The sequence below is a fragment of the Helicobacter anatolicus genome (assembly GCF_021300615.1).
GTDB lineage: Bacteria > Campylobacterota > Campylobacteria > Campylobacterales > Helicobacteraceae > Helicobacter_H > Helicobacter_H anatolicus.
Window position 1 is genome coordinate 132,151 of sequence record NZ_JAJTMY010000002.1, and the last position, 26,581, is coordinate 158,731.

A 26,581-nucleotide genomic window follows, 5' to 3' on the forward strand; every position below is an offset into this window, starting at 1 on the left:
GCTTAAATTAAGTCATTTTTAAGAAATAATATATATAATTATATCCTTATTAAAATGAAAGGTTTGGTTATGGAAATTACAAAAACCACTAAGGTGAATGAAATCAACCGTAATTGGGTTGTGCTTGATGCAAAAGATAAAACTTTTGGTCGTTTGGTGACAGAGATCGCTATATTATTGAGAGGAAAGCATAAGCCTTGTTTTACTCCAAATGTGGATTGTGGCGATTTTGTTGTTGTAGTAAATGCAACTGCTGTGAAGTTTTCTGGTATGAAGCTTGAGGATAAAGAATATTTTACACACTCAGGTTATTTTGGTAGCACTAAGAGCAAGACTTTGAAAGAAATGTTGGAGAAGTCTCCAGAAAAGCTTTATTATTTGGCTGTAAGAGGAATGTTGCCTAAAACAAAACTCGGTCGTGCAATGATTAAGAAATTGAAAGTTTATAGAGGTGCAGAGCATCCACATACTGCACAAGTATCAAAAAGTAAGTAAGGATAAGAAATGGCAAAAGTTTATGCAACTGGAAAAAGAAAAACTGCAATTGCAAAAGTGTGGTTATCTAATGGTAGTGGAAAATTAACTATCAATGGAGTAGATCTTGATACTTGGTTAGGTGGTCATGAGGCTATTAAAATGAAGGTTATGCAACCTTTAATTTTGACAAATCAAGATAAAAGTGTTGATATTATGGCGACTACTTTTGGTGGTGGTTATTCAGCACAGGCTGAAGCATTAAGACATGGTATTTCAAAAGCCTTAAATGCTTATGATATTGCATTCCGTGCAATCTTAAAACCTAAAGGACTTTTAACAAGAGATGCAAGAGTGGTAGAGCGTAAAAAATACGGAAAAAGGAAAGCAAGAAGAAGCCCACAATTTTCAAAAAGATAATTTACAAATTTATCTTTACTTTTTTCCCCTATTTTGGGGAATTTTAAGGTTTTTAGTATGCAAAAAATTGATCTAAAAAGAACTCCTATTCCTCGTTTATTTTTTACTTATTTTATTCCCGCTTTATTTACAATGTTGGCCTTATCGACTTATTCTACAATCGATGGAATCTTTGTAGGACAAAAGATGGGTTCTGATGCTTTAGCGGCAATTGTAATTGTTTGGCCGGTATTTCCAATTATTATTGCTTTTGAATTATTGCTTAGTTTTGGCGGTTCGACTTTAGCGGCATTTTATATCGGAAGAGATAAAGCAAGGCTTGCAAGAGTTGTTTTTAGTTCTATTTTTTATTTTGCATTTTTGTCTGCTTTGTGCTGTAGTGTGATGGGATATATATATGCAGAAAAGATTGTGCAATTATTAGGGGCTAGTATAGCATTAGAACACTATGCTACACAATATCTTGAGGTAATTTCTCTAGGGTTAATTTTTATTATTCTACATCCTTTAGTAGATACTTTTGTGGTAAATGACAGAAGACCAGTTTTGGCTACAGTATCTATGTTAGTAGGGGCTGTGAGTAATATTATTTTGAATTATTATTTTATTTTTGTGTTTGAGTGGGGGGTGGCAGGCAGTGCGTGGGCAACTATCTTGGCACACTGTATTGGATTTTTTATGATTCTTCAACATTTTTTGAGAAAAAAAGGAGATTTATATTTTGCAAAAGCTTTTTCTTTTAAGTATATTTTAACAGCGATTAAAACGGGAGTGCCACAATCAAGTGCTGAACTTTCTGCTGCGATTGCTATGTTTTTATTTAATGTTTTTTTGATGAAAATTTCAGGGGAGCGAGGTGTGGCAATCTATGGCATCGTGTTATATAGTGGGATTGCATATTATTCTGTTTTATTATCAATTTCTCAAGGTATGCAACCTATTGTAAGTTATAGTTTTGGTGCAAGATTGTTTGATCGTATTAAGCAGGTATATCGCTTTTGTTTTGTTATGGTTTTTTTGGTTAGTGTTGCGATTTATATGGTTTTTTATTTTTTTGGACATTGGCTTGTTGTTTGGTTTTTAAATGCCGAACAGCTAAAAGACCCATCATTTTTAGAAGAAGTGATTGTGGCAATGAGAATTTATTACATGGGATTTATTTTTTTGGGTATTAATATTTTGAGTGCAATATTTTTCCAATCTTTAAGAAGAATTAAAAGTTCTTTAATAATTACTTTATGTTATTCTGTAGTTTTTCTTGGAATTTTGATTCCAATTATGAGTGATAAGTATGGACAAATAGGGATTTGGGCAAGTAATCCCATTGCACAATTTTTAGCATTTTTAGTCGTGATACCTATTTTATATTATCAAAATAAAAAAATTTTTAGAGTGAAAAAATGAAAGAGAAAATTATTTTATTTGATTTAGATGGGACATTAATTGATTCTACTCCTGCGATTTGTGAGAGTTTTGGCGTTGCAATGCAAAATATGGGCTATCCTATCCCTCATACCCAGAAAGTTGTAGAGAATATTGGTCATACTCTTGAAGACATGTTTTTAAAAGTTGGGGTGCAAACACAAGATATTCAAGAAATTGTGCAATGTTATAAAACTCATTATAAAAAAGTTAGTAAAGAAAAAACTACAATGCTTCCTTTTGCGATTGAGGCGATTAAAAGGGCTTATGAATTTGCACAACTTGGGGTTGTAACAACAAAAACAGGTAGCGCTTCAAAGGAATTGTTGGATTATTTTGGTGTTTTAAAATACTTTCAAATAGTTGTAGGAAGAGATGATGTGAAATTTCCTAAACCACATCCAGAACCAATAATAAAAGCTAGAAGTGCTTTTGGCAATAACATTACAAAATGTTTTATGATAGGGGATACTTTGTTGGATATAGAATCAGCTAGAGCAGCAGACGTGACACCTATTGCAGTAAGTAGCGGCTATGTTAAAAAAGAAATTTTATTACATCAAAATATTGAAGTATTTAATCATGTTTTAGATGCAGTGTCTTTTATTTCTAAGATTATTTAATTTTTTATATAAGTGATGTAAAGAAGTTATAACTATAGATCTATCTTTAGAAGGGTATAGAATTTTTATATATATGAGTTGGAGTGCTAAATATTTTTTTATCTTATTAATTTGATTGGAGATTTTTTTCTATAATTTTTATAATCTTTTTGTGCTAAAACCAAAAAATTGATAAATCCTCTTTTAAAATTTTTGTTTATCATTATTTTATTTCTGATTATTGTGAAAGAATTTTAGAAAAAATATTGAGATTAAAAAATAAGATAAACTTTAAGTAAAGATTTATTTTACTTATTGTGCCAATTTATTTGATAAACTTTGCTACAATATGAAACTATTTTAAGTAAATAGCTCGGTTTATTCTTTTTATAAGGAGAAGATAATGTTAGAAATTAGATGGCACTCTAGGGCTGGTCAAGGTGCAGTTACAGGTGCAAAGGGTTTAGCGGATGTGGTTGCAGGGACAGGAAAGCAGGTGCAAGCTTTTGCTTTTTATGGTTCTGCAAAAAGAGGAACAGCAATGACTGCATATAATAGAGTTGATGATTCTCCTATCTTAAATCATGAAAAATTCATGAAGCCTGATTATGTTTTGGTTATAGACCCTGGCTTGACTTTTATTACTGATATTTGTGTAAATGAAAAGGTAGATACTAAATATATTATTACAACACATTTGAGCAAGGAAGAATTGATTGCAAAAAAACCAGAGTTGAAGGGTAAGGAAGTTTATGTATTAGATTGTATTAGAATTTCTTTAGATACTATTGGAAAACCAATACCAAATGCTCCTATGCTTGGTGCATTAATGAAAGTTTCTAACATGCTTGATCTGGATTATTTTTTGGATGCATTTATTAAGATTTTAGGTAAAAAATTGCCTCAAAAGATTATTGATGCAAATAAGGAAGCTATTATTAGAGCTTATAATGAAGTAAAATAAGGAGTAGAGATGAAGGGTTGGAATGAATTTGAAATTGGTTCAGTATTGTTTCCTTTTAATGAAGATGGTGTGCAAGCACAAGGAAAAATGAGAGAAGAAAGAAGCTATACAGAAAATAGTTCACGAAGTGCAAGTGTGGCGCATTGGAGAGTGCAAAAACCAGTGCACAACCATGATCATTGTATTAACTGTTTTTTTTGTTGGGTATATTGTCCAGATTCTTCGATTTTGGCAAAAGATGACCAAATGAGTGGAGTTGATTATGTGCATTGTAAGGGGTGTGGAGTTTGTGTTTCTGTGTGTCCTACAAATCCAAAGTCTCTTTTGATGTTTGACGAAAATGAGGCTAATGAAGAAGCCCTCAAGCAGTGGCCACAAAAAGAAGAAAAACAGAAGTAAGGAGATAAGAAAATGGCTTTAAAATATGAATTATCAAAAGTTGAGGTTTGGGATGGCAATATGGCTGCAAGCCACGCTTTAAGACAAGCTCAGGTTGATGTGGTAGCTGCTTATCCCATTACACCTTCAACTCCTATTGTACAAAACTATGGAAAATTTTTAAGTGATGGATATATTGATGGTGAGTTTGTTATGGTGGAATCTGAACATGCTGCGATGAGTGCTTGTGTGGGTGCAGGTGCAGCAGGAGGTAGGGTGGCAACTGCTACAAGTTCACAGGGTTTTGCTTTAATGGTAGAGGTGCTCTATCAGGCTTCTGGTATGAGGATTCCGCTGGTATTAAATTTGGTAAATCGTGCTTTGGCTGCACCTTTGAATGTTAATGGGGATCATTCTGATATGTATCTAAGTAGAGACACAGGATGGATTAGCCTTTGTGCATATAATCCTCAAGAAGCTTATGATTTTAATCTTATGGCATTTAAAATTGCTGAGGATTTGCGTGTAAGAATTCCAGTGATTGTGAATCAAGATGGTTTTATTTGTTCACATACTGCACAGAATGTTGCTCCATTAAGCGATGAGGAAGCATATGAATTTATCGGAGAATATAAACAAAAAAATGCAATGTTGGATTTCTCTAAGCCCATTACTTATGGTGCTCAAGCAGAAGAAGATTGGCATTTTGAACATAAAGCACAATTACATCATGATCTTATGAATTCTCATGTAGTGATTGAGGAGGTATTTGATCTTTTTGCTAAAAAAACAGGAAGAAAATATAATATCGTTGAAAAATATGACATGGATGATGCAGAAGTAGTGATTGTTGCATTAGGAACTACGGTTGAGACCGCAAGAGTTGCAGCAAAAAAAATAAGAGAAGAAGGAATTAAGGCGGGTGTAGTATCATTACGCACTTTAAGACCTTTCCCTTATAAGCTTGTTGCTGAAGCACTTAAAGATGTAAAAGCAATTGCAATGTTAGATAGAAGTTCACCTGCAGGTGCTATGGGTATGCTCTTCAATGAGGTTGGTGTAGCTGTGTTGCAAAATTCAACTAAAAAGCCTATCTTATCTAATTATATTTATGGTTTGGGTGGTAGAGATATGACACAAGAGAATTTATTGCAAATTTATAGAGATTTGGATGCAAATGCTAAAGCAAATAAGCTTACTCATCCTACTCAACAATTTATTGGGCTTCGTGGTAAAAAAATGGCTTTTAATTAAGGAGAGTAAAAAATGACAAAAGAAATTAAGAATCTAAAACAATTTTCAAGAGCGGCAGAAAAATTTGAGGGAGCCAATCTACTTTGTCCAGGATGTGCCCATGGTATGATTATTAGAGAAATCTTAAATGCGGTTGATGGACATATAGTAATTGGTAACTCCACAGGTTGTATTGAGGTGTCTACAGCAGTATATCCTTATACATCTTGGGATGTTCCTTGGATACATATAGGATTTGAAAATGGATCAACAGCAGTTGCTGGTGTAGAAGCAATGTATAAGGCATTAAGTAGAAAACAAAAATATACTGGTGATAAGCCTAAATTTGTTGCATTTGGTGGTGATGGGTCTACTTATGATATTGGATTTCAGTGGATTAGTGGATGTTTTGAAAGAGGGCATGATCTTACTTATGTATGTTTTGATAATGAAGTGTATGCAAATACAGGTGGTCAAAGAAGCGGTTCTACACCAATTGGATCCTCAACTTCTACAACTCCTGCAGGGCGTGTAAGTTATGGTAAAAAAGATAAAAAGAAGGATATGTTAGCAATTATGGCAGCGCATGGATCTCCTTATGTGGCACAAGTGGCTCCAAATAAATGGAAAGATATGAATAAAAAAATTAAACAAGCACTTGATACTGAAGGCCCAACTTTTATAAATGCCCTTAGTGCATGTACAACAGAATGGAGATTTGATTGCAACAATACAGTAGATATCATGGATCTTGCAGTAGATTCTTTAGTATTTCCACTTTATGAGATTATTGATGGTCACGAATTAAACATTACCTATCGTCCAAAAAATATTATACCAGTAAGGGATTATTTGGGGGCACAAGGAAGATTTAAACATTTATTTAAACCAGAAAATGAGCATATCATTGAACAATTTCAAAAAGATGTTGATAAAAAATGGGAAATGCTACAAAGAAGAGAGGAAGCAAGAGTGTAAACTCTTGCTTTTTTATTTTTATTATTACAAGACAGTGATAAGTATTTTTTTTATTATTTTATAGTGGGACTATGCTATCGTCGTATTGTTTAATAATATTTAGTATAACATCTAGATTTTTGCTTTTTTCGTAATGATAAAGAAGCACTTCTACCCAATATGGCACTCCTTTTGACTTCCAATTTGCAACAGAATGATAATTCATATCAACCATTTTGGCAAATTCTTCTTTTGAAATTTGCAATTGTTTTAATTTATTGGAGAAATCTGTATAATTCATTTGTCTTCTTTAGAATAATGGCATTATTCTATCATATTTTTAATATAAATATGAAGCAATTTTAAAGATATAGTTTATATTTTTTTAAATTAAAGTATATAGTTTTAATTTTTTTTTAACTAATATTTAAAATATTTTTATATTTTTTTAGGAAAAATGAATGATTTTTGGTGATTTTATCTATAAAAATAGCATATTAAAGATAGTGGCTTTTAATAAAATCGAGTTTTTTGATGCTTTAAAAAAAATAGAGGAATTACGTTTTCAAGGGTATTTGGTAGGATATATTCGGTATGATGCCTATAAAATTTTAGAATCTTATGAATTGCAAAGCGATAGACCTTTATTATATTTTGAACTTTTTAAAAATAGAGATAAGCTGGAGAATCAAAAAAGTGGTAATAAAGTTTTTTATCCAAAAATTTTAAAAAAACAAAACTTTGGTGTTTATGCAAAAAAGATTCAAGCTATTAAAAATGCAATCAGAAGAGGGGATACCTATCAGTTAAATTATACTTATCCTATAGAGTTGGAGACAAGATGTGCCCCTAAGGATATATTTACTGATGTTTTGCAAAATCAACAAACTCCTTTTGCAGCTTATATAGAAAATAAATATGAAAGTATTTTATCTTTTTCTCCAGAATTATTTTTTGAGGTGAGAGATAGAGAGATTGTTGTAAAGCCTATGAAAGGAACAATTCAGCGAGGAAAAAATATACTTGAAGATGAAAATAATAAAAAATTTTTGCAAAATGATATTAAAAATCGTAGTGAAAATGTGATGATTGTAGATTTATTGCGTAATGATTTAAGTAAAATTTCTTCCAAGGTAGAGGTACAAAATCTTTTTGAAGTAATAACATTAAAAACTATACATCAAATGATCTCTACAATAAAAGCCCAACTTAAACAAAATATAACTTTTGCAGATATTTTGATTGCATTATTTCCTTGTGGTTCTGTAACTGGTGCGCCAAAATTTAAAACTCTGCAGTTAATTGAACAATTAGAAAAATATAACCGAGGGGTATATTGTGGCATGATCGGTGTAATTTCTAAAGACACTATGCTTTTTAATGTTCCAATTCGAACAATGATATATAAACAAGGGAAATTACAACTTTGTGTTGGCAGTGGGATTGTTTGGGATAGTGATGCTAGGGAAGAGTATCATGAAAGCCTATTAAAATCACAATTTATTTATCCAAAAATCGATTTTGAAATCATTGAAACCATGAGAGTTAAGAATAAAAAAATTATGAATTTTTCTTATCATAAAAAAAGATTGTTGCAATCAGTAAAGTATTTTGGTTTTGTGCGGCCAGATATAAATATTAATCCACAAATTTGTGATGGAGTCTTGCGATTGCGGGTGCAAAAAGATGGTAAATTACATCAAGAATATAAAGAATTTAAATTGCATACGACAAATAAAATTGTCTTTGCACATCGTAAGGAAAATCAAAATGATTTTTTGTATCATAAAACAACTTATGCACCATGGTATGAGGAGGCAAGAAAAAGAATTTTAAATGGAGATATTTTTGATTGTATATTTTATAACGAACATGGGGAAGTTAGCGAGGGTGCAAGAAGCAATGTTGTATTGCAAATTAAGGGTGAATTTTATACTCCTATGCTTGATAGTGGAATTTTAAATGGAGTTATGCGACAAAAAATGATAAAAAAAGGAGAATTAAAAGAAAAAAAATTAACTTTAGAGGATGTAAGAAGTGCAGAAAAAATTTTTTGTATTAATGCTTTGCGTGGCATGATTGAGGTGAGATATGATTGCTTTGATTGATCATTATGATTCTTTTACTTATAATATTGTGCATTATCTAAAAGATTTTGATATACAGGTTTTTTTGCCCCACGAGGTTGTCATTAAAGATTTAGATTCTTATTCTCATATTATTTTATCACCAGGATATGGCCACCCTAAAGATTGTAAGATTGCCTTAGGAATTCTAAAATATTATTATCAGAAAAAAAAGATTTTGGGAATTTGTCTTGGACACCAAATTATTGCCTTATATTTTGGAAGTAAAATTTTAAAGTTAAAACACCCTTGTCATGGTAAAGAGGGAAGAATTACACATTATCAAGGAAGGTTATTTAAAAATATTAAGGGGGATTTAACAGTAGGGCGTTATCATTCTTTATATGTTGCAAAATTAGATAGGCGTTTGATAGCAAATTGCTATAGCCAAGATGGTGTTTTAATGGCTTTTGAACATGAGAGTCTGCCAATTTTTGGATTGCAATTTCATCCTGAATCTGTGTTATCTAATTATGGGAAGGAAATTTTATTGAATTTCTTGTCTTTGTAGTATAAATTATGGATTTTGTGTCACGTTTAAAAATTTTAAGTGCTTTTTTATAAAAAAGTTTGCTAAAATGTTGAATTATTTAAAATATACCAAGGAGAAAAAAATGGCAATTTTTGATGAAGTAAAAGAAGTTGTGGTTGAGCAATTAAGTGTAAATGCTGATCAAGTAAAACCAGAAGCAGATTTTGTAAAGGATTTGGGTGCAGATTCTTTAGATGTTGTGGAACTTGTTATGGCCTTAGAAGAAAAATTTGATCTTGAGATTCCAGATGAGCAAGCAGAAAAAATTACCACTGTTGCTGATGTTGTAGCATTTATTGAAGAAAATAAAAAATAATTAGAGCAATTTTGCTCTAAAATTTCTGATTGATTATATTTAAGGAGTTAATGTGCGTCGTGTAGTTGTAACTGGTTTAGGAATGGTGAATTCTTTAGGATTAAATAGAAGAGATTCTTTTAAATCTATAGCGGAAGGTCAGTGTGGAATTAAAAGAATAACTAGTTTTGATACAAGTGGGTTTCCCGTTCAGATTGCAGCAGAGATTACAAATTTTGATCCAAATGAAGTGATGAATCCAAAAGAAGTAAAAAAAGCGGATCGTTTTATCCAGCTTGCACTTAAAGCTACACAAGAAGCAATGCAAGATAGTGGGCTTTTAAATAGTGAAGGAAAATGTGATGAAAATATTGCAGATAGGTTTGGGGTAAGTAGCGGCGCTGGTATTGGCGGTCTTGGTAATATTGAGAAAAATTCAATCACTTGTTTTGAAAAAGGCCCCAGAAGAATTAATCCTTTTTTTATACCTTCAGCACTTGTGAATATGCTTGGTGGGTTTACATCTATTGAGTTTGGTATTAAGGGACCAAATTTAGCTAGTGTGACAGCTTGTGCAGCGGGAACACATGCAATCATTGAAGCTGGAAAAACAATTATGCTAAATGGTGCAGATAGAATGTTGGTTATTGGTGCAGAATCTGCGATTTGTCCTGTAGGAATAGGTGGTTTTGCGGCAATGAAGGCTTTGAGTGATAGAAATGATGATCCGCAAAAGGCCTCAAGACCTTTTGATAAAAATCGCGATGGTTTTGTTATGGGTGAAGGTGCAGGAGCGTTAGTTTTGGAAGACTATGAAAGTGCTAAGGCGAGAGGGGCAAAGATTTATGCAGAGCTTGTTGGTTTTGGTGAGAGTGGCGATGCAAATCATATTACTACCCCTGCTCCTGCTGGTGAAGGTGCAGCACGGGCGATGAGGGCAGCATTAAGTATGGCGCAAGTTGAAGTGGATTATATTAATGCACATGGGACAAGTACCGCGTATAATGATCTTTATGAGACTATGGCAATCAAACAGGTATTTGGAAGCAATATTCCTTTGATAAGTTCTACTAAGGGACAGATTGGACATTGTTTGGGTGCTGCTGGTGCATTAGAGGCGGTGATTTCTATTATGGCGATGGAAGAAGGTATACTACCTCCAACAATTAATCAGGAAGAAAAAGATCCAGAATGTGATTTGGACTACATACCCAATGTTGCTAGAGAAAAAAAAGCTAATGTTGTAATGAGTAATTCTTTTGGTTTTGGTGGAACTAATGGGGTAGTAATCTTTAAAAAGGTTTAAGAAATAATGGCTACATATCTTGATTTTGAACAACGTATAAAGGTTTTGCAAGATGAAATAGAGATGGCTATTATTAGGGGGGATAATGCAGCTAGAGAAATTTTAGAGATTGATCTAGAAAAAGAAGTACGATTGATTTATGGTAATATGACGGATTATCAAAAATTACAACTTGCTAGACATCCTGATCGCCCTTATGCTATGGATTATATTGAACTTCTTTTAAAAGATGCTTATGAGATTAGTGGAGATAGGCATTTTAGTGATGATAAGGCAATTGTCTGTTTTTTGGGAAAAATCGATGAGCAGCCTGTAATGGTGATCGGAGAAGAAAAAGGTAGGGGAACAAAAACTAAACTTATGCGTAATTTTGGTATGCCTAACCCTGAAGGATATAGAAAGGCATTAAGGGCAGCAAAATTTGCAGAGAAGTTTGATATTCCTATTTTGATGCTTGTAGATACTGCTGGAGCATATCCTGGAATTGGAGCAGAAGAAAGAGGGCAAAGCGAAGCGATTGCAAAAAATTTACAAGATTTTGCTGTATTGAATGTCCCTACAATATCAATTATTATTGGTGAGGGTGGTAGTGGTGGAGCATTAGCAATTGGTGTTGCAGATAAATTAGCAATGATGCAATATTCTATTTTTAGTGTAATTTCTCCTGAGGGGTGTGCAGCAATTTTGTGGAATGATCCTGCAAAAATAGAATCTGCTACTAAGGCAATGAAAATCACCCCAGATGCTTTGAAAAATTTTGGTTTGATTGATGATGTTATTATAGAGCCTAGTCGTGGTGCTCATAGAGATAAAGAGCTTGCAGCACAAGCTATTAAAAAGTATTTTTTAGAAAGTTTAAAAACTATTAAGGCGGAGAAAAATTTTGTTGAAAAACGCTATGAAAAATTAATGTCTTATGGGGCTTTTGTATAATATTAAGTAGTATAGAAAGGGAATAGGTATGAAAGTAGCTCTTTTGATGAGTGGTGGAGTGGATAGTTCTTATTCTGCTTATTTACTAAAAAAACAAGGATATGAAGTTAAAGGATTTTATCTCAAATTGCACGATAAAGAAGAAAAACATCAAGTTTTTTTACGTAATTGTTATAAAGTTGCAGAAAATTTACAGATTGATTTTGAAATTATTGAAGCACAAGAGGCTTTCAGACAAAAAGTTTATAATGAATTTGTAGAAAGTTATAAGCGTGGTGAAACACCAAATCCTTGTGCTTTGTGTAATCCTTTGATGAAATTTGGCTTGGCACTTGATATTGCTTTGGAGCAGGGGTGTCAAAAAATTGCGACAGGGCATTATGCTAGAATTGGAAAAATTGGTGAGCATTTAAGAATTAGGGAAGCTAAAGATAAAACAAAAGATCAAAGTTATTTTCTTTATGCAATCTCACAAACAGCTATCAACTCTTTGATTTTTCCTCTCGGAGATATGTTAAAAGAAGAGGTTAAACCTCTTGCTTTTGCAGCAATGCCTTGGCTTGGAAGTTTAGAGACTTATAAAGAATCTCAAGAAATTTGTTTTGTAGAGACAGATTATATTGATATTTTAAAGAAGCATGTAGATGTGGAAAAAGAAGGTATCGTGCGTAATGTGCATGGCCAGGAAGTAGGGATGCATAAGGGATATATGCAGTATACTATTGGTAAAAGAAAAGGATTTAGTGTAAAAGGTGCGCATGATCCACATTTTGTTTTAAAGATTATTCCAGAGAAAAATGAGATCGTTGTGGGTAAAAAAGAAGATCTAGCTACTTTTGAAGTTGAAGCGATGAATAAAACATTGCCTGGTGATTTTGTATCAGGAAATTATTATGTCAAAATACGCTATCGAAGTACCCCTGCACTAGCTTTTGTAAGTTTAATAGATGAGAAGATTATCGCAAAGTTTGAGGAACCTGTGTATGGTGTAGCAAAGGGACAGGCTCTTGTAGTATATGTAGATGATAATGTACTTGGTGGAGGCGTGATTCTTTAATTTTTTTGAGAAAATTTTAACATGCAATAAGAAGTATTTTAGAATCATGTAGTGAGTGAAGTAGGATTTTAATAAAGATATCGCATAAAAATATAAGGTAGGTTATAAAACTATTACCTATTACTATAGAAAAAAGCATAATTTTATAGGGCACTATCCCTTTGTAATGCTAGAATGATATTTATATCTTAGGATCTCAAAAAATATTCTAGCATGTTGGATTTGTAATTATTGTTATAGAATTAATTATTATTTTCATAAACCTTTAGTCCTGCAGGTGCTTGTGTGGTTGGCATTATTTCTATACGATTGATATTAATATGTTTAGGAAGTGAAGCACACCAATACACGCTTTCAGCAATATCTTGTGCCATAAGTGGTTGGGAATTTTTATAAAGGTTTTCTGCACGCTCTTTGTCTCCATAGAATCTTACAAGAGAAAATTCACTACCACCTGTTAGACCGGGTTCAATATTGCTTACCCTGATATTTTTTCCAATTAAATCTGCTCTAAGATTGAGGCTAAATTGCTTAACAAAAGCTTTTGTTGCACCATAAATATTGCTACCAGGATAGGGATATGTACCCGCGATAGAACCAATATTAATAATGTGTCCAAGATTTTTTTCTATCATAAAAGGCAATATGAGATGAGTAAGTTTTACAAGACCCAAAATATTTGTTTCAATCATGGTTTCCCAATCTTTTAATGAACTTTCTTGAGCATTAGAAATTCCAAGGGCCAATCCCGCATTATTAATAAGAATATCAATATCTTTTCCATGTACTTTTAACATTGCAGAAATTTCTTTGGTATTATTGATATCACAAGGCAAGATTGCTAAGCATTGCTTACCAAGTTCTTTTTGGAGTGTTAGTAATTTTTCTTTGCGTCTTGCTAGTAAAATTACTTGATGATTTTGTTCTACAAATTTTCTTGCAATTGCTTCTCCGATTCCTGAGCTTGCACCTGTGATAAATGCTAGCATAAATTCTCCTTAATAATTTTTGATTTATAGAGCAGTCTATCTTGTTTGATTAAATGTGTATTGAATAATACATTTTATAATATAAGGATATATTTTTGATAAAGGTGAGAAATGATTAGTGTTGGCCATAGTCCAGATGCTGATGATTTATTTATGTATTATGCAATTGTGTTTGGTTGGGTGGATAGTGCTTTGAATCAAAAATTTGAAAATATTGCTTTAGATATTCAAACTTTAAATGAAAAAGCCCTAATGGGAGAGTTAGATGTTAGTGCTATTTCATTTGCACTTTATCCTTTAATCAAGGATCAGTATGCTTTATTAAGGACAGGGGTTAGTTTTGGTAATGGATATGGCCCTAAGCTTGTTAAAAAAAAAGGTGTAAAATTAAAAAAGAATTTTAAAGTTGCATTGAGTGGAAAACACACAAGTAATGCTTTAATTTTTAGGATTTTTTATCCAGAAGCAAGGATTGTTTATAAGAATTTTCTAGAGATTGAGCAAGCTGTTTTAAGTGGCGAAGTTGATGCTGGCGTGTTGATACATGAATCTATTTTGTGTTATGATGATGCTTTGGAGGTAGAGGTAGAGCTTTGGGATATTTGGCGAGAACTTGTAAAAGAAAATTTACCTCTACCTTTGGGTGGCATGGCATTAAGAAGATCTATCCCGTTAAATAGGGCTATTGATATTGAAAAAACTTTAATAAAAGCTGTAGATGTGGCTTTGAGGGGTAAAAAAACTTTATCGCAAATGTTGATGCAAAAAGGTATTATTCGTGTCGATTCTCAAAAACTTGATATTTACTTAAATCTTTATGCAAATGAAGATTCTGTAATATTAAATAGTCAGCAAAAAAAAGGTCTAGAAAAAATGTTTAAGCTTGGATATGATGCAAAAATTTATGATAGAGCTATAGAAAATTGTGATGATTATCTTATTCCTATGGAATATGAGTCATTGCGTTTTAATTAAAGAAAGGATAAAAAATGATTTTTATTGATGCATGTAAAAGAAAAGAAACACCTTATACACCGATATGGATGATGAGACAAGCAGGACGCTATCTTGAAGAATATAGAGAAACGCGTAAAAAAGCAGGAAATTTTTTAGATCTTTGTCATAATGTAGAGTTGGCTACAGAGGTGACTTTACAACCTGTAGAGATACTTAATGTAGATGCTGCAATTTTATTTAGTGATATTTTGGTTGTGCCTCTTGAGATGGGATTGCCTTTAGAGTTTGTAGCAGGTGAAGGTCCACAATTTCAAAGAACTATCACAAATTATCAGGATGTTTGCAATCTTAAAAAAGATGCGTTTTTAAAGCTAGATTATGTATATGATACAATATCAAGTGTGCGCGCAAAACTCTCAAAAGACAAGGCTTTGATTGGTTTTTGTGGTTCTCCTTGGACACTTGCCACTTATATGATAGAGGGTGAGGGTAGTAAAACTTACGCAAAAAGTAAAAAAATGCTTTATGAAAATCCTCAAACAATGCATTATCTTTTAAAGCAAATTACAGACGAACTTAAAGGGTATTTGATTAGACAAATTGAAGCAGGTGCAAATGCGGTTATGGTTTTTGATTCTTGGGCGAGTGCTTTGGAACAAGAAGCATATTTTGAATTTAGCTGGGGGTATATGAAAGATATTGCAAAATATATCAAAATGCATTATCCAGAGATACCAGTAATTTTATTTCCTAAGGGGATTGCAGGATATTTAAAGCATATTGATGGTAATTTTGATGTTTTTGGCGTGGATTGGGGAACGCCTATGGAATTTGCTAAACAGCATTTAGGAGGAAAATATGTATTACAAGGCAATCTAGAGCCTAGTAGACTTTATAACGAAGATTTTATGGAAATGGGCGTGGATGAGATTATTGGGATTATGGGAAAAAAAGCAGGGCATATTTTCAATTTAGGGCATGGAATGTTGCCAGATTTACCAAGAGAAAATGTAATTAAGCTTGTAGAAATGGTACATAAAAAAACAAAAAGGTAGGCAATAGACTTTTTATCTAATAGGGCTATATGAAGGGTTTTAAATATTATTTAGGGGCTTATAGACTTAAAAGATAAAATGACTTTTCATATATTCTCAATATATATTGTAAATATATATTTTACTTGCTGTTATAATTTTTAATATAGTTGTCAATTTTTTGTAAAATTTCTGGTTTGATCTCTAGTTTTAGCTCCAAAATACTTAAGGGTAATCCAAAGTTAAGAAGCTTAACCTCATCCTTTTGTGTGACAAGTAGTGAGGTTGCATTATGGTTTTTTAGTTGCTGTGTTAAAAAATCCTTATTAAAAGTGCTATGATCATTAAAGGTGATTTTTCCAACAACATTAGGTAAAAATTGATCTAAACGCGAGGGATTTGCAATAGCAGTAACCAAAAGCATGTGTTTGGTGGGATTTTTAAGTGTGACAATGCGTTTATAATCTTGATCTTCTGTGATTGTTAGATCTGCAGTATTGTAAAGATAGGGATTTTCACGATAAATTCCACTAGGAATACAAAAATTAAAATAGGGTTGCAATTTAGGTTTTAGTAAAATATTAAGTTTTTTATAGTTAAATCGGAAACCATCATCTAAAAATACAATCTTAATTCCCATTTCTTTTGCTTTTTCTAGTGCAAGGTGGCGTTTTTTGCAAACAATTACACTGGCATTAGGGAGTTTTTTTGCAATGAGATAGGCCTCATCTCCTGCTTGTTCTTGTGTGCTTAGAATCTCTCCTTTATGACTTATTACTAATAGCCCCTTAGATTTGCGTTTGTAGCCTCGCAAGATTATTGCTACATTTTTGTAATCTTTGGCAGTTTCTATAATAAAGGGAGTTTTGCCACTACCTCCTGCTACAAGATTGCCAATGCTAATAATTGGAATTTGAAAATCTTGAAATTTGCTAAATTTTCTTCGTAAAGTGGAGGCAATAAAATATAAAAGACTAATAGGGAGTAGGCATATAGCAAGAATTTTTTGCCAAAAATTTGGTTTGTAAAAATAACGATCAATAAAACGCATAAAAATCCTTTTTAAAAATTTTGTATTAAGGGGTGCTCGTGTTTAAAAAGATTATTCTGGATTCTTTTTACTATTGTTTGCACCATTTTTGTATCAAATCCTTGGGAAATTAAAAATTGAGAATCTATTGTTTTGTATACAGGAAAATTTTGAGAAATATAAAAAAGTAGTGGATCTAAAATTTCGTAGCTATAGCCTAGTTCATCACTATCACTTTGGTTAGGGTAGAGATCGGCACTCGGGGCTTTTTGGATGATATTTTGTGGCAAATTTAAAATTTTTGCAATTTGAAAAATTTGCGTTTTATAGAATGTGGCAATAGGATTGATTGCACAAGCAAGATCTCCATGAAGTGTTCCATATCCAAGCATTAGTTCACTTTTGTTTGAAGTGCCAATGACTAAGGCATTATTTTTTGCAGAATAATCATAAAGAATATTCATGCGCATGCGTGCCAAAAAATTTCCTAATCGTAATCTTGTCGGATTTTCTTCTCTGAAAATTTTCTCATAAGGTGCTATAGAATGGATAGTGTAGGGAATGTCAAATTGTGTGCAAAGTGTTTTAGCATCTTGTAAATGCATGGGATTTGAATGAATTGCTGGCATGCATACAGCTAGAATCTTTTGATGTTTTTTTAAGGCTTTTTTGCATAATACTCCAACAACAGCGCTATCAATACCTCCACTAAGCCCAAAAACAATAGAATCAAAATTCTTTTTTTCCAAAGAAGATTGCAAAAAATCACAGGTTTTTTCTATGGTATGAGATGAGATTTGTGCTGTCAATAAATTTTGTGATTCTACTATTATAGATGTCAAAGGAATTCCTTTTAAGATAGTGTTTATGGTTATTTTATCTAAAAATAAAAAAATACTAAAAAACCATTAAAGAAAAATACAAAAGCTACGATTTTATTTTTAACCAAAACGCAAGGAAGCTTTTGGATTTTTTTAATTTTAAAGGAGTAACTTATGGCTTTTCAAGTCAATACAAATATTAATGCTTTAAATACGCATGCGTCTTCAGTTTTAACTCAATCTAGTTTAAGAAACTCTTTGGAGAAATTGAGCTCTGGTTTGAGAATCAATAAGGCAGCAGATGATGCATCTGGTATGACAATTGCAGATAGTTTGAGATCTCAAGCAAATGCTTTGGGTCAGGCAATTAGCAACGCAAATGATGGTATAGGGATTATCCAAATTGCTGATAAAGCAATGGATGAGCAACTTAAAATTTTGGATACTATTAAAGTGAAAGCTACACAAGCTGCACAAGATGGTCAATCTCTAGAATCTAGAAAGGCAATTCAAGCTGATATTACAAGACTTATTCAAGGGCTTGATAATATTGGTAACACAACATCTTATAACGGTCAAGCATTGCTTTCTGGACAATGGACAAACAAAGAATTCCAAATTGGTGCTTATTCAAATCAAAGTATCAAAGTTTCTGTTGGTGCTACAACTTCTGATAAGATTGGACAAGTAAGAATTAATACAGGTGCAATGATTACTGCAGCGAGCGAAGCAAGTTTGACACTTAGAGATGGTGATAAAAAAATCAATCTTGAAACTGTTAAAATTTCTCACTCAGTAGGTACAGGTCTTGGAGCTCTTGCTGAAGTTATTAATAAAAATAGCGGTAAAACAGGAATTAGAGCACAGGCAAATGTTGTAACAACTTCTGATAAAGAAATTATGTCAGGTAACCTTAAAAATCTTACTATCAATGGTGTAAATATTGGTAATATCGTTGATATTAAAAAAGGTGACTCTGATGGTCGTTTGGTGCAAGCAATTAATGCTCTTAGTTCAAGTACAGGTGTTGAAGCTTCTACAGATGCAAATGGTCGTTTAAGTCTTAGAAGTGTTGATGGACGCGGTATTGTATTGAAAGTAGATGGCAATAATAAAGATGGCGAGGGTCAAGAAGAGAATAAAGCTGCAATTGCTATTGAAACTGTAAATGGTGGTCAAAGCATTACTAATGAAACAGGTTCTACAAACTATGGAAGACTATCTCTTGTAAGATTAGATTCTAGAGATATTGTAATTTCAAATAGCGAAAAGCCTGATGAAAATTCATATAGTGCAATTGGTTTTAGCGAAGGACAAACTGCACAAGCTACTGTAAACTTGCGTGATGTATTAGGTGAATTTAACGCTTCTGTAAAATCTGCAGCAGGTGTGAATTATAATGCAGTTATTGCAAGTGGTAATACAAGTCTAGGTGCAGGTGTTACAACTCTTGCAGGTGCTATGCTTGTTATGGATATTGCAGAATCAGCACAAAAGATGCTAGATAAGATTCGTTCAGATCTCGGTTCTGTTCAAGGTCAAATGACAAGTACAGTAAATAATATCACTGTAACACAAGTGAATGTTAAAGCTGCTGAAAGTGGTATTAGAGATGTTGATTTTGCTGCTGAGTCTGCAGAATTTAACAAAAATAATATCCTTGCACAATCTGGAAGCTATGCAATGAGCCAAGCTAATGCTGTTCAGCAAAATATTTTGAGACTTTTAAGTTAATCCAGATCCCCTTTTGGGGATTGGAATTTTTAGTAAATTTATTTTTGGTGGTTGTGATGTTAGAAAGTAGTTATTCACTTTTTTTGGCATTAAAAAAAATGGATTTACTAAAAAATTCTTCTTTGTATTGGTGGCCTAATGCTCTGAGCTTTGAAGTGGTAGTGGGCGCTATTTTGACACAAAATACTAAATGGGAAAATGTAGAAAAGTCTCTTAAAAACCTTAAAGATTCTCATATTCTTTGTAAAGATAACACACAAAGCTTAAAAAATTTTTCAAAATTATCTGTGCAAAGTCTTGCAAATCTTATTTATCCTAGTGGTTTTTATAACCAAAAATCTTCGCGTTTATATAGGCTTTCTTTAGCGATTTTAGAAGAGTTTGGTAATTTTGAAAATTTTGTAGAAAATGTAAGTAGAGAATGGCTATTGTCGCAAAAAGGCATAGGAATGGAGAGTGCAGATAGCATTTTAAACTATGCTTGTGATCGCGAGATTATGGTAGTAGATAAATATACACAAAAACTTTTGGCATCTTTAGGGTATGAATTTGATGATTATGAGGAGATACAAAGTTGGCTAGAAAGGGGAATTGAAGAAAACTTTTCTCAACTTCAAGAATATAAAAGTTTAAGTCTTGTTTATGCGAGATTTCATGGAAAGATTGTAGAATTTAGTAAAAAAAAGTTGGTGTTCAATGCAAAACACTTTGGAGATTTTTAAAAAAATTAGTGAGATTCCTCATTCTAGTGGGGATACTAGGCAGTTAATGCAATGGATTGTTGAGGTATTAAAACCTCATGTTGATGAGATTAAAATTGATACCGCAGGGAATATTTATTGCAAAAAAGGAGAACCAAAAATTTGCTTACAAGCGCATTATGATATGGTGCTAGTTGGAGAGAAAAAACCTTTGGTATTGCAAGAAGAAAATCATTTTTTGCGTGCAAAAGATTCTAGTTTAGGGGCAGATAATGGCATTGGCGTAGCACTCATGATAAAAATGTTGCAGCAATATAATCAGCTTGAATGTCTTTTTACAAATGATGAGGAAATTGGGTTAGTTGGGGCAAATTCTTTAAATATCCCTATCAAGTCACAACATTTATTAAACTTAGATTCTGAGTTTTTTGGGAGTATTGTTGTAGGTTGCGCGGGGGGATTTGTTTTAGAAAATACCTTATCTATGCAAAAAGTTACTAAAAAATATAGAAATTTTTACAAAATTATTGCGCAAAATTATTTAGGGGGACATAGTGGTATTGATATTAAAAAGGGGAGAAAAAATCCTATTATTGATTTTTTTACTTTTATGAAAGATAAAAATTATGGAATCCTTTTTTTGTGTGCGGGTGAATTTAATAATGCAATTCCTACAAAACTTGAGGCATGGATTGCTTATGATGAAAATTTGGATTTTAGTTTGTGTGATAAAGAAAAAACAGGGGAATTTTTTATAGAAAGACTGGAATATAGAGAAGATTATCAAATTTATTCCAAAGAAAATTTGCAAAATTATATTTTGTCTTTGCAACATGGGGTGTGGGAGGAAGATAGTTTTGGAGTGTGTAATTCTTTGAATGTTGCAATGTTAAGGCAAGATAAGGAAAATATGATTGTAACTTTAATGGGGCGAGCAAATTATCAAAAAGGATTAGAAGAGAATTTAAAAATTCAGCAAGAAAATTGCAAAAAATATACTCTGGATTCTAAACTTATAGAATTTTATTTGCCATGGGAACAGGATATAAAAGATTATGGAGAATTTTTGTCTGTAGTAAAGCAGGCATTTTTTTGGCGTCATGTGTGTGTAGAAACTTTGCATGCAGGACTTGAATGCGGGGTTTTGTTGGAGCGATTTAAGAAAATGGGCTTGGGAGAAAAAATGGCATTATCCATTGGACCGACAATTTTTTATCCACATTCTAAAAATGAAGTTTTAGATCTTTGGAGTATGGAGGAATTTGAAAATATACTTGAAAAAATTGTGAGAAAATATGCAGAAACTTGAGTATGGAATTGTGCTTACAGGAGGGATTGCTAGCGGGAAGAGTAGTGTATGTAAAATCTTATGTAATGAGGGATTTGAGATTATTGATGCTGATAAAATTGCGCATGAGATTCTAAAAAGAAGTAAGGGGGAGATTGTAAAGAAATTTGGAGAGGGGATTTTGGAAAATGGAGAAATTGATAGATCAAGGCTTGGAAAAATCGTTTTTGATAATCAAGAAAAAAGAATCATGTTAGAAAATATTTTGCATCCTAAGATTTTTTGTGAAATTTTGTCACAAGCAAAAAAAATAGAGCAAAATAAAAAGTTTTATTTTTTGGATATTCCATTGTTTTTTGAAACAGGCGGGAGGGAACGATATTTTCCTTTTTTAGTGGTGAGTGTGTATGTGGATAGAGAGGTGCAGATACAACGATTGATGTTTCGTAATAAACTTTCAAAATCTGAGGCATTAAAACGCGTGAATGCACAAATATCTTTGGAAGATAAACGAAAAAAAAGTGATTTTGTTATAGAAAATAATGGGAATCTTGAAGAGCTTTTAGAATCTGTGAAGTTATTTTTACAAAATCTTGAAAAAAACTATCCCTTACTATTTCCTCAAAAATGAGGAAAATAGGGATTATTTATCCAAAAACCTTTCATCGCTAAAGGTATTTGCATGGAGATTTGAAAAAGCATTTTTTAGGGATTTAAAAAATTCTGGATTATTTTTTTCTAATTCTGCTAGAAAATTTTTCGTTGCTAGTCTTGCAATTGGCGGTTTATCAGAGTCTGGTTGTTTGGCAGGACAATTGCAATCAGGGGCAGTAGGAATGTTTTGTGATAAGACAAAATCTAGACTTTGGCGTTCGCGGATATGAATAAGCGGACGAATGACTTGTATGCCATTTTCTGCGCGATAGATTGGAGGCATACTACGCAAAGAGCCATTATAAGTGAGATTCATAAAAAAACTTTCTGCAGCATCATCAAGATGATGAGCGATCGCTACTTTATTATAACCCATCTCCAGAGCTTTGGAGTATAGTGCCCCTCTACGCATACGCGAACAAAAACTGCAATATGAGCTCCCCTCTCTGCGTTTTTCTCTAATTGTATCTGCAATAGAGGTATGATAGATTTCATGTGGAATTCCCTGTCTTTGGCAAATTTTTGTAAGATAGCTAAAATCTTCACCTAATCCATAATGAATTGTAACTGCTTTGAATTCAAATTTAAAGGGCGCGTGGCGTTGCATTCTCTCTAAGATACAAGCCAAAAGAATAGAATCTTTTCCGCCACTTAGACCTAATAAAACTTTATCACCTTCTTGTATAAGATTGTATTGTGCGTTGGTTCTTCCAACTGTATTGAGTATTTTTTTACTAATTTGATATTTTTCTTCCATAAATATTCCTATAAATTTTTAATATTTTCTTGAATTGTTTTTGGATTTGTAAAATCGCTATTATATTTAATAATGATAATTTTCTCATTCTCGTTGATATAGGTTTCAATAATTCCTTGTAAATTTGCAATTTTTTTAAGTTGATTTCTTAAATGAGAATTTAGTGGGATATAAAGATTTTTTTGTTTTTGTGGAGCTTTGAGACAAAGGATTATTAAAAGCCAAATAGCAGATAAAATAACAACACTAAAAGCAAGGGTTTTTAGACCTAAATCATGGTATAAAATTGCACCAAAAACACCTCCGACAAAAGATCCTAAATAAGATGCAGTAGTAAAATTTCCCAACGCAGCACCTCTTAAATGGGCTTTTGCGTATTTGCTAGCAAGTGATTGCATAATGGGTTCTAGTATGGCAAAACCGACAAAAAATATAAGCACTCCTCCAATAAATAATCCTAAATTTTGTAAAGAAAATGCAATCAAAAAATAAGAAAGAATGAAGCAAGAAATTCCAATAAATAAAACAAGTTTGGCTCTATTGTATTTTTCTGCCAAAATACTTGCTGGACCCATTGCAAAGATACCAATTATGGCACTAGGAAGATAGATTTGCCATAAATTTTCTTTGTTAAAATCAAAAGATTCTACAAGTGCTAATGGAATAATGACAAAAATTAAAGTCATTAAGGCTTTTTCTAAAAATGAGCTAAGATACATAATCCAGAGATTTTTGTCTTGAAAACTTTTTATCCATTCTGTTTTGCCATGCTCAAAAGAATAACTAAGTTTAGGAGATTCTTGCGTTTTAAGAAGTAGAATCATAGATAAAAAAGTCAAAAATGCAGTGAGTGCAAAAAGCCATGAAGCTCCTAGTTTTACTCCGATTAATGGTCCTAGAATCATTGCCAAAATAAAACTTAAAAAAATACCGCCACCCATGATCGCCATTGCTTTTGTGCGTTCTTCTTCTTTGGTAATATCAGTGATTTGTGCACTTACAATTCCCCCAATAGCACCAATTCCTTGGATAATCCTCCCTAGAACTAGTATATAAATATCTTGAGCTAATGCACAAATTATAGATCCTATAAAGAAAATTAAAAGCCCGATAAAAATAATAATTTTACGATTGTATTTATCACTTAAGATTCCAAGTGGGGTTTGAAAGATTAGTTGTGTGAGGTATGCTCCACCTACAACAAGCCCTATCATAAGAGGTGAAGCATTATGAAATTCATTTGCATAAAGTGAGATAATGGGTAGAATGATAAAAAGCCCAAAAAACCTTAAAACAACGATGCTTACAAGTGGAAAAATTTGTTTAAACATTGAAATCCTTAAAAATTTTTTTGTTATGATTATAACTTAAAGAGAGAGAATAGAAAATAAAACTAAAATTTAAAGGTTAGTGGTGGAAAAAATTAAAATTATTGTTGCGAGTTCTAATGTAGGGAAGATACGAGAGATTTGTGCAATGCTTGGTGAAAATTATGAAGTTATAAGCAAGAAAGAAGCAGGGGTAGATGTAAAAATCATTGAAGATGCACCAGATTTTATGGGAAATGCACTTTTAAAGGCTAAGGGGATCTTTGCAGCATTAAAACAAGAAGGAAATATTTTGGTTTTAAGTGATGATAGTGGGTTATGTGTAGATTGTTTAGATGGGGAGCCAGGGGTTTATAGTGCGAGGTATGCTAAATGGCATGATGATACAACAGAAAATGCAGAAGATAGCGATAATCGTTTGTATTTACAGAAGCGTTTGCATGAAGTGGGAAGTAAGCAATCAAGTGCGCGTTTTGTAGCAAGCATGGTGTTGTATGGAAAAATAAATAATCAAATAATTTGTCTGCAAGCTCAAGGGGAATGCGAGGGAATTGTATTTGATAACGAAAAAGGAGAGGGAGGGTTTGGCTATGATAGTATGTTTATGCCCTTGGGGTATGATAAAAGAATGGCAGAACTTGATATTACGATTAAAAATGCTATTTCACATCGATTTAATGCTTTAAAACAATTGATTATACAATTAGAAAAAGTGCTCCATGGATAATTTGTTACTTCTTGGGTATAAACCTGTTTTTTTGAGTTCAAATCAATATCTACATAGATTGAAAAAAAAGTATCAAATTAAATCTGGAGGGTATTTAGGGACGCTAGATCCGTTTGCCAAAGGCGCAATGATTCTTGCTTTTGGGCAATATACAAGATTATTGCCCCATATCAAAAAGCCTTCAAAAGTTTATAGAGCGACTTTGTGGCTGGGGATAAAAAGTGACAGTCTTGATATTGAAAATATTAAAAATGTACAGGAAGTACCTTCTGTGTCATTGGAAAAAATTCATGAGGTTTTGCAGAGTTTGCAAGGGGTGATAAAGTATTATCCTCCAAAATTTAGTGCAAAACATGTTAATGGAAAACGTGCTTATGATTTAGCAAGGTTAGGAGTAGAATTTACTCTCAAAGAATCTCAAATGCAAATTTATGCGATTAAATTATTATCTTATAATCATCCTTTTTTGAGTTTTGAAGTGCGTGTGAGTAGTGGGGCGTATGTAAGAAGTCTTGGAGATATGATTGCTGAAAGATTGGGGAGTTTTGGAGCATTATCAATGTTAGAGCGTGTAGAAGATGGAGGTGTTAGAGTGATGCAAAGAGAGGAAAGAGAGCTTGGAGTTTTAGAGGTTTTGGATTATCCAGTTTTAAAAAAAGAGGATCAGAGACTAAGAGATATTATCTATCATGGTAAAAAAACTTGTTTAAAAAATGTAAAATTTGGAACTTATATAGTTGATTTTGATGATTTTTTTTCTATAATTGAAATTGCAAAAGATGGATCAATTCAATATCTGCTCAATAGGATTAATAAATGCTAATTTTATCAAGAAAAGTAGAAGAAAGTATAGTTATTGGAGATGATGTTATTGTTAAGATAATCTCGGTAGATAGAGGAAATGTAAAGCTAGGGTTTGAAGCACCCGCAGATACTGTGATTTTGCGTGCAGAATTAAAACAAGCAGTAGAGCAAGAAAATCAAAAGGCAGTCAAAGAGACCACAAAAGATGTGCTTGATGTCTTAGGGAAACATTTTAAGTCTTAATTGGGTTATAGCGTGATTTTTGATGTTTATCCAAAAATAAATATTTTTTTAAAAATTGTAGGGAGTGATGCTAGAGGGTATCACTTTTTAGATTCTCGATTTTGTTTGGCTAGAGGGGTGCTAAAAGATATTATACAAATAGAAGAAAAAGATGTTTTTAAATTGTCAGGGAATTTTGATTGTAGTGTGCAGGATAATACAATTTATAAGGCCGTGCAGTTTTTAAAAAAATATTTGATACAAAAAAATATAGAATCAAAAATATTAGATTATTTGCAAATTGAAGTTGAGAAAAATATCCCTGCAGGTGCGGGGCTTGGCGGAGGGAGTGCAGATGCTGGAGCAATTCTTTTTCATCTTAATCAAAAATATTTTTTCTTGGAAAAAGAAGAAATTTTACAAATTGCACAACAAGTGGGGGCAGATGTGGCGTTTTTTGTTTCAAATTTTTATAGTGCGAATGTTTCTGGGGTTGGGGAAGTAGTGGAGGAATTTAAAGAAAAAAATTTAGAATTTGAAATTATTACTCCTCGTGTTTTTTGCGATACAAAAAGAGTTTATCAGGAATATGATAAAATGCAAGAGCTTTTAAGGAATCAAGAAAAAAGAGATTTGAAAAATTTTGTACAAAAAATGCGACAAAAAACAAGCAAAGAGATTCTAGAAAATATGAATCGCAGAGATTTAAATGATCTTTTATTGCCTGCGTTGCATCTTTATCCTAAACTTACAGAATTTGAAAAAACTCTTGATGAAAATTGGTTTTTTAGCGGGAGTGGAAGTAGCTTTTTTCGTATTAAGGATATTTAAGGAAG

The 26,581-nt window shown here is 32.4% G+C and carries 30 protein-coding genes; 24 read left to right on the forward strand and 6 right to left on the reverse strand.

Translation table 11 applies throughout. The features are described 5' to 3' along the window. The first annotated feature begins 75 nt into the window (after positions 1–75). The 8 genes from rplM to LW133_RS03390 all read left to right on the forward strand — a co-directional run bounded on the left by rplM (position 76) and on the right by LW133_RS03390 (position 6,471). Positions 76–495, forward strand: a complete 420-nt coding sequence (gene rplM, locus LW133_RS03355; protein ID WP_408610458.1) for a 50S ribosomal protein L13 — start codon at positions 76–78, stop codon at positions 493–495. 9 nt (positions 496–504) lie between these two features. Then, positions 505–894 carry a 30S ribosomal protein S9 gene (rpsI, locus tag LW133_RS03360; RefSeq protein WP_233037287.1) on the forward strand — a complete coding sequence of 130 codons (390 nt, stop codon included), beginning with the start codon at positions 505–507 and terminating at the stop codon, positions 892–894. A gap of 57 nt (positions 895–951) precedes the next feature. Continuing rightward, entirely contained in the window at positions 952–2,298 is a 1,347-nt protein-coding gene (locus LW133_RS03365) for an MATE family efflux transporter (RefSeq protein WP_233076418.1), read from the forward strand. Further along, positions 2,295–2,939: an HAD family hydrolase gene (locus tag LW133_RS03370; RefSeq protein ID WP_233076420.1), complete on the forward strand. Its 645-nt coding sequence runs from the start codon at positions 2,295–2,297 to the stop codon at positions 2,937–2,939. Before LW133_RS03365 ends, LW133_RS03370 begins: the two co-directional genes overlap by 4 nt. Before the next feature lie 382 nt (positions 2,940–3,321). Beyond that, entirely contained in the window at positions 3,322–3,882 is a 561-nt protein-coding gene (locus LW133_RS03375) for a pyruvate flavodoxin oxidoreductase subunit gamma (RefSeq protein WP_233076422.1), read from the forward strand. A gap of 9 nt (positions 3,883–3,891) precedes the next feature. Further along, on the forward strand, positions 3,892–4,281 hold the full coding sequence (locus LW133_RS03380; protein WP_233076424.1) for a 4Fe-4S dicluster-binding protein: 390 nt from the start codon (positions 3,892–3,894) through the stop codon (positions 4,279–4,281). Positions 4,282–4,293: 12 nt separating this feature from the next. Further along, complete coding sequence (locus LW133_RS03385; protein ID WP_233076426.1) at positions 4,294–5,514, forward strand: 2-oxoacid:ferredoxin oxidoreductase subunit alpha; 1,221 nt, start codon at positions 4,294–4,296, stop codon at positions 5,512–5,514. A 12-nt stretch (positions 5,515–5,526) separates the two neighbouring features. Continuing rightward, complete coding sequence (locus LW133_RS03390) at positions 5,527–6,471, forward strand: thiamine pyrophosphate-dependent enzyme (protein ID WP_233076428.1); 945 nt, start codon at positions 5,527–5,529, stop codon at positions 6,469–6,471. 58 nt (positions 6,472–6,529) lie between these two features. Here the strand turns inward: LW133_RS03390 and LW133_RS03395 are convergent, their stop codons facing one another. Continuing rightward, entirely contained in the window at positions 6,530–6,751 is a 222-nt protein-coding gene (locus LW133_RS03395; protein ID WP_233076431.1) for a hypothetical protein, read from the reverse strand. A gap of 160 nt (positions 6,752–6,911) precedes the next feature. Between LW133_RS03395 and LW133_RS03400 the strand changes: the two genes are divergently transcribed. From LW133_RS03400 to mnmA, 6 genes are all read left to right on the forward strand, one after another. After that, complete coding sequence (locus tag LW133_RS03400) at positions 6,912–8,558, forward strand: bifunctional chorismate-binding protein/class IV aminotransferase (protein WP_233076435.1); 1,647 nt, start codon at positions 6,912–6,914, stop codon at positions 8,556–8,558. After that, positions 8,542–9,087: an anthranilate synthase component II gene (locus LW133_RS03405; RefSeq protein WP_233076438.1), complete on the forward strand. Its 546-nt coding sequence runs from the start codon at positions 8,542–8,544 to the stop codon at positions 9,085–9,087. Before LW133_RS03400 ends, LW133_RS03405 begins: the two co-directional genes overlap by 17 nt. A gap of 103 nt (positions 9,088–9,190) precedes the next feature. Then, entirely contained in the window at positions 9,191–9,424 is a 234-nt protein-coding gene (gene acpP / locus LW133_RS03410; RefSeq protein WP_233037299.1) for an acyl carrier protein, read from the forward strand. Positions 9,425–9,476: 52 nt separating this feature from the next. Beyond that, positions 9,477–10,709, forward strand: a complete 1,233-nt coding sequence (locus tag LW133_RS03415; RefSeq protein ID WP_332908888.1) for a beta-ketoacyl-ACP synthase II — start codon at positions 9,477–9,479, stop codon at positions 10,707–10,709. Between the two features lie 6 nt (positions 10,710–10,715). Next, positions 10,716–11,642: an acetyl-CoA carboxylase carboxyl transferase subunit alpha gene (gene accA, locus LW133_RS03420; protein ID WP_233076448.1), complete on the forward strand. Its 927-nt coding sequence runs from the start codon at positions 10,716–10,718 to the stop codon at positions 11,640–11,642. A gap of 28 nt (positions 11,643–11,670) precedes the next feature. Then, complete coding sequence (mnmA, locus tag LW133_RS03425; RefSeq protein WP_233076451.1) at positions 11,671–12,699, forward strand: tRNA 2-thiouridine(34) synthase MnmA; 1,029 nt, start codon at positions 11,671–11,673, stop codon at positions 12,697–12,699. Between the two features lie 242 nt (positions 12,700–12,941). On the opposite strand, the gene LW133_RS03430 is transcribed toward mnmA, so the two are convergent. Beyond that, positions 12,942–13,688 carry an SDR family NAD(P)-dependent oxidoreductase gene (locus tag LW133_RS03430; RefSeq protein WP_233076466.1) on the reverse strand — a complete coding sequence of 249 codons (747 nt, stop codon included), beginning with the start codon at positions 13,686–13,688 and terminating at the stop codon, positions 12,942–12,944. Between the two features lie 111 nt (positions 13,689–13,799). On the opposite strand from LW133_RS03430, the gene LW133_RS03435 reads away from it, so the two are divergent. After that, on the forward strand, positions 13,800–14,663 hold the full coding sequence (locus LW133_RS03435; protein WP_233076469.1) for a menaquinone biosynthesis family protein: 864 nt from the start codon (positions 13,800–13,802) through the stop codon (positions 14,661–14,663). Between the two features lie 14 nt (positions 14,664–14,677). Beyond that, positions 14,678–15,700 carry a uroporphyrinogen decarboxylase gene (gene hemE, locus LW133_RS03440; protein WP_233076472.1) on the forward strand — a complete coding sequence of 341 codons (1,023 nt, stop codon included), beginning with the start codon at positions 14,678–14,680 and terminating at the stop codon, positions 15,698–15,700. Positions 15,701–15,821: 121 nt separating this feature from the next. Here the strand turns inward: hemE and LW133_RS03445 are convergent, their stop codons facing one another. Together LW133_RS03445 and LW133_RS03450 are read right to left on the reverse strand one after the other, a co-directional pair. Then, complete coding sequence (locus LW133_RS03445; protein WP_233076482.1) at positions 15,822–16,730, reverse strand: tetraacyldisaccharide 4'-kinase; 909 nt, start codon at positions 16,728–16,730, stop codon at positions 15,822–15,824. Between the two features lie 11 nt (positions 16,731–16,741). After that, positions 16,742–17,506, reverse strand: a complete 765-nt coding sequence (locus tag LW133_RS03450) for an NAD+ synthase (RefSeq protein ID WP_233077008.1) — start codon at positions 17,504–17,506, stop codon at positions 16,742–16,744. Between the two features lie 198 nt (positions 17,507–17,704). On the opposite strand from LW133_RS03450, the gene LW133_RS03455 reads away from it, so the two are divergent. From LW133_RS03455 to coaE, 4 genes are read left to right on the forward strand one after another with little or no spacing between them, the layout of a single operon-like run. Continuing rightward, positions 17,705–19,264 (forward strand): flagellin A, encoded by a 1,560-nt coding sequence (locus tag LW133_RS03455; RefSeq protein WP_233076484.1) that lies wholly within the window; start codon positions 17,705–17,707, stop codon positions 19,262–19,264. Positions 19,265–19,320: 56 nt separating this feature from the next. Further along, a complete protein-coding gene (locus LW133_RS03460) occupies positions 19,321–19,986 on the forward strand; it encodes a 3-methyladenine DNA glycosylase (RefSeq protein WP_233076487.1) in 666 nt (221 codons plus the stop codon). Beyond that, positions 19,961–21,274 carry a M28 family peptidase gene (locus LW133_RS03465; protein ID WP_233076490.1) on the forward strand — a complete coding sequence of 438 codons (1,314 nt, stop codon included), beginning with the start codon at positions 19,961–19,963 and terminating at the stop codon, positions 21,272–21,274. Before LW133_RS03460 ends, LW133_RS03465 begins: the two co-directional genes overlap by 26 nt. After that, entirely contained in the window at positions 21,261–21,884 is a 624-nt protein-coding gene (gene coaE, locus LW133_RS03470) for a dephospho-CoA kinase (protein WP_233076492.1), read from the forward strand. Before LW133_RS03465 ends, coaE begins: the two co-directional genes overlap by 14 nt. Before the next feature lie 12 nt (positions 21,885–21,896). Here the strand turns inward: coaE and LW133_RS03475 are convergent, their stop codons facing one another. Together LW133_RS03475 and LW133_RS03480 are read right to left on the reverse strand one after the other, a co-directional pair. Then, positions 21,897–22,664 carry a tRNA 2-thiocytidine biosynthesis TtcA family protein gene (locus tag LW133_RS03475; protein ID WP_233076494.1) on the reverse strand — a complete coding sequence of 256 codons (768 nt, stop codon included), beginning with the start codon at positions 22,662–22,664 and terminating at the stop codon, positions 21,897–21,899. Positions 22,665–22,672: 8 nt separating this feature from the next. Then, on the reverse strand, positions 22,673–23,995 hold the full coding sequence (locus tag LW133_RS03480) for an MFS transporter (protein ID WP_233076496.1): 1,323 nt from the start codon (positions 23,993–23,995) through the stop codon (positions 22,673–22,675). A gap of 82 nt (positions 23,996–24,077) precedes the next feature. Between LW133_RS03480 and LW133_RS03485 the strand changes: the two genes are divergently transcribed. From LW133_RS03485 to LW133_RS03500, 4 genes are read left to right on the forward strand one after another with little or no spacing between them, the layout of a single operon-like run. Continuing rightward, complete coding sequence (locus LW133_RS03485) at positions 24,078–24,719, forward strand: non-canonical purine NTP pyrophosphatase (protein ID WP_233076498.1); 642 nt, start codon at positions 24,078–24,080, stop codon at positions 24,717–24,719. Next, entirely contained in the window at positions 24,712–25,542 is an 831-nt protein-coding gene (truB, locus tag LW133_RS03490) for a tRNA pseudouridine(55) synthase TruB (protein ID WP_233076500.1), read from the forward strand. Before LW133_RS03485 ends, truB begins: the two co-directional genes overlap by 8 nt. Continuing rightward, positions 25,536–25,766: a carbon storage regulator CsrA gene (gene csrA, locus LW133_RS03495; RefSeq protein ID WP_233037319.1), complete on the forward strand. Its 231-nt coding sequence runs from the start codon at positions 25,536–25,538 to the stop codon at positions 25,764–25,766. Before truB ends, csrA begins: the two co-directional genes overlap by 7 nt. Before the next feature lie 12 nt (positions 25,767–25,778). After that, positions 25,779–26,576 (forward strand): 4-(cytidine 5'-diphospho)-2-C-methyl-D-erythritol kinase, encoded by a 798-nt coding sequence (locus LW133_RS03500; RefSeq protein ID WP_233076502.1) that lies wholly within the window; start codon positions 25,779–25,781, stop codon positions 26,574–26,576. The last annotated feature ends 5 nt before the right edge of the window (positions 26,577–26,581 follow it).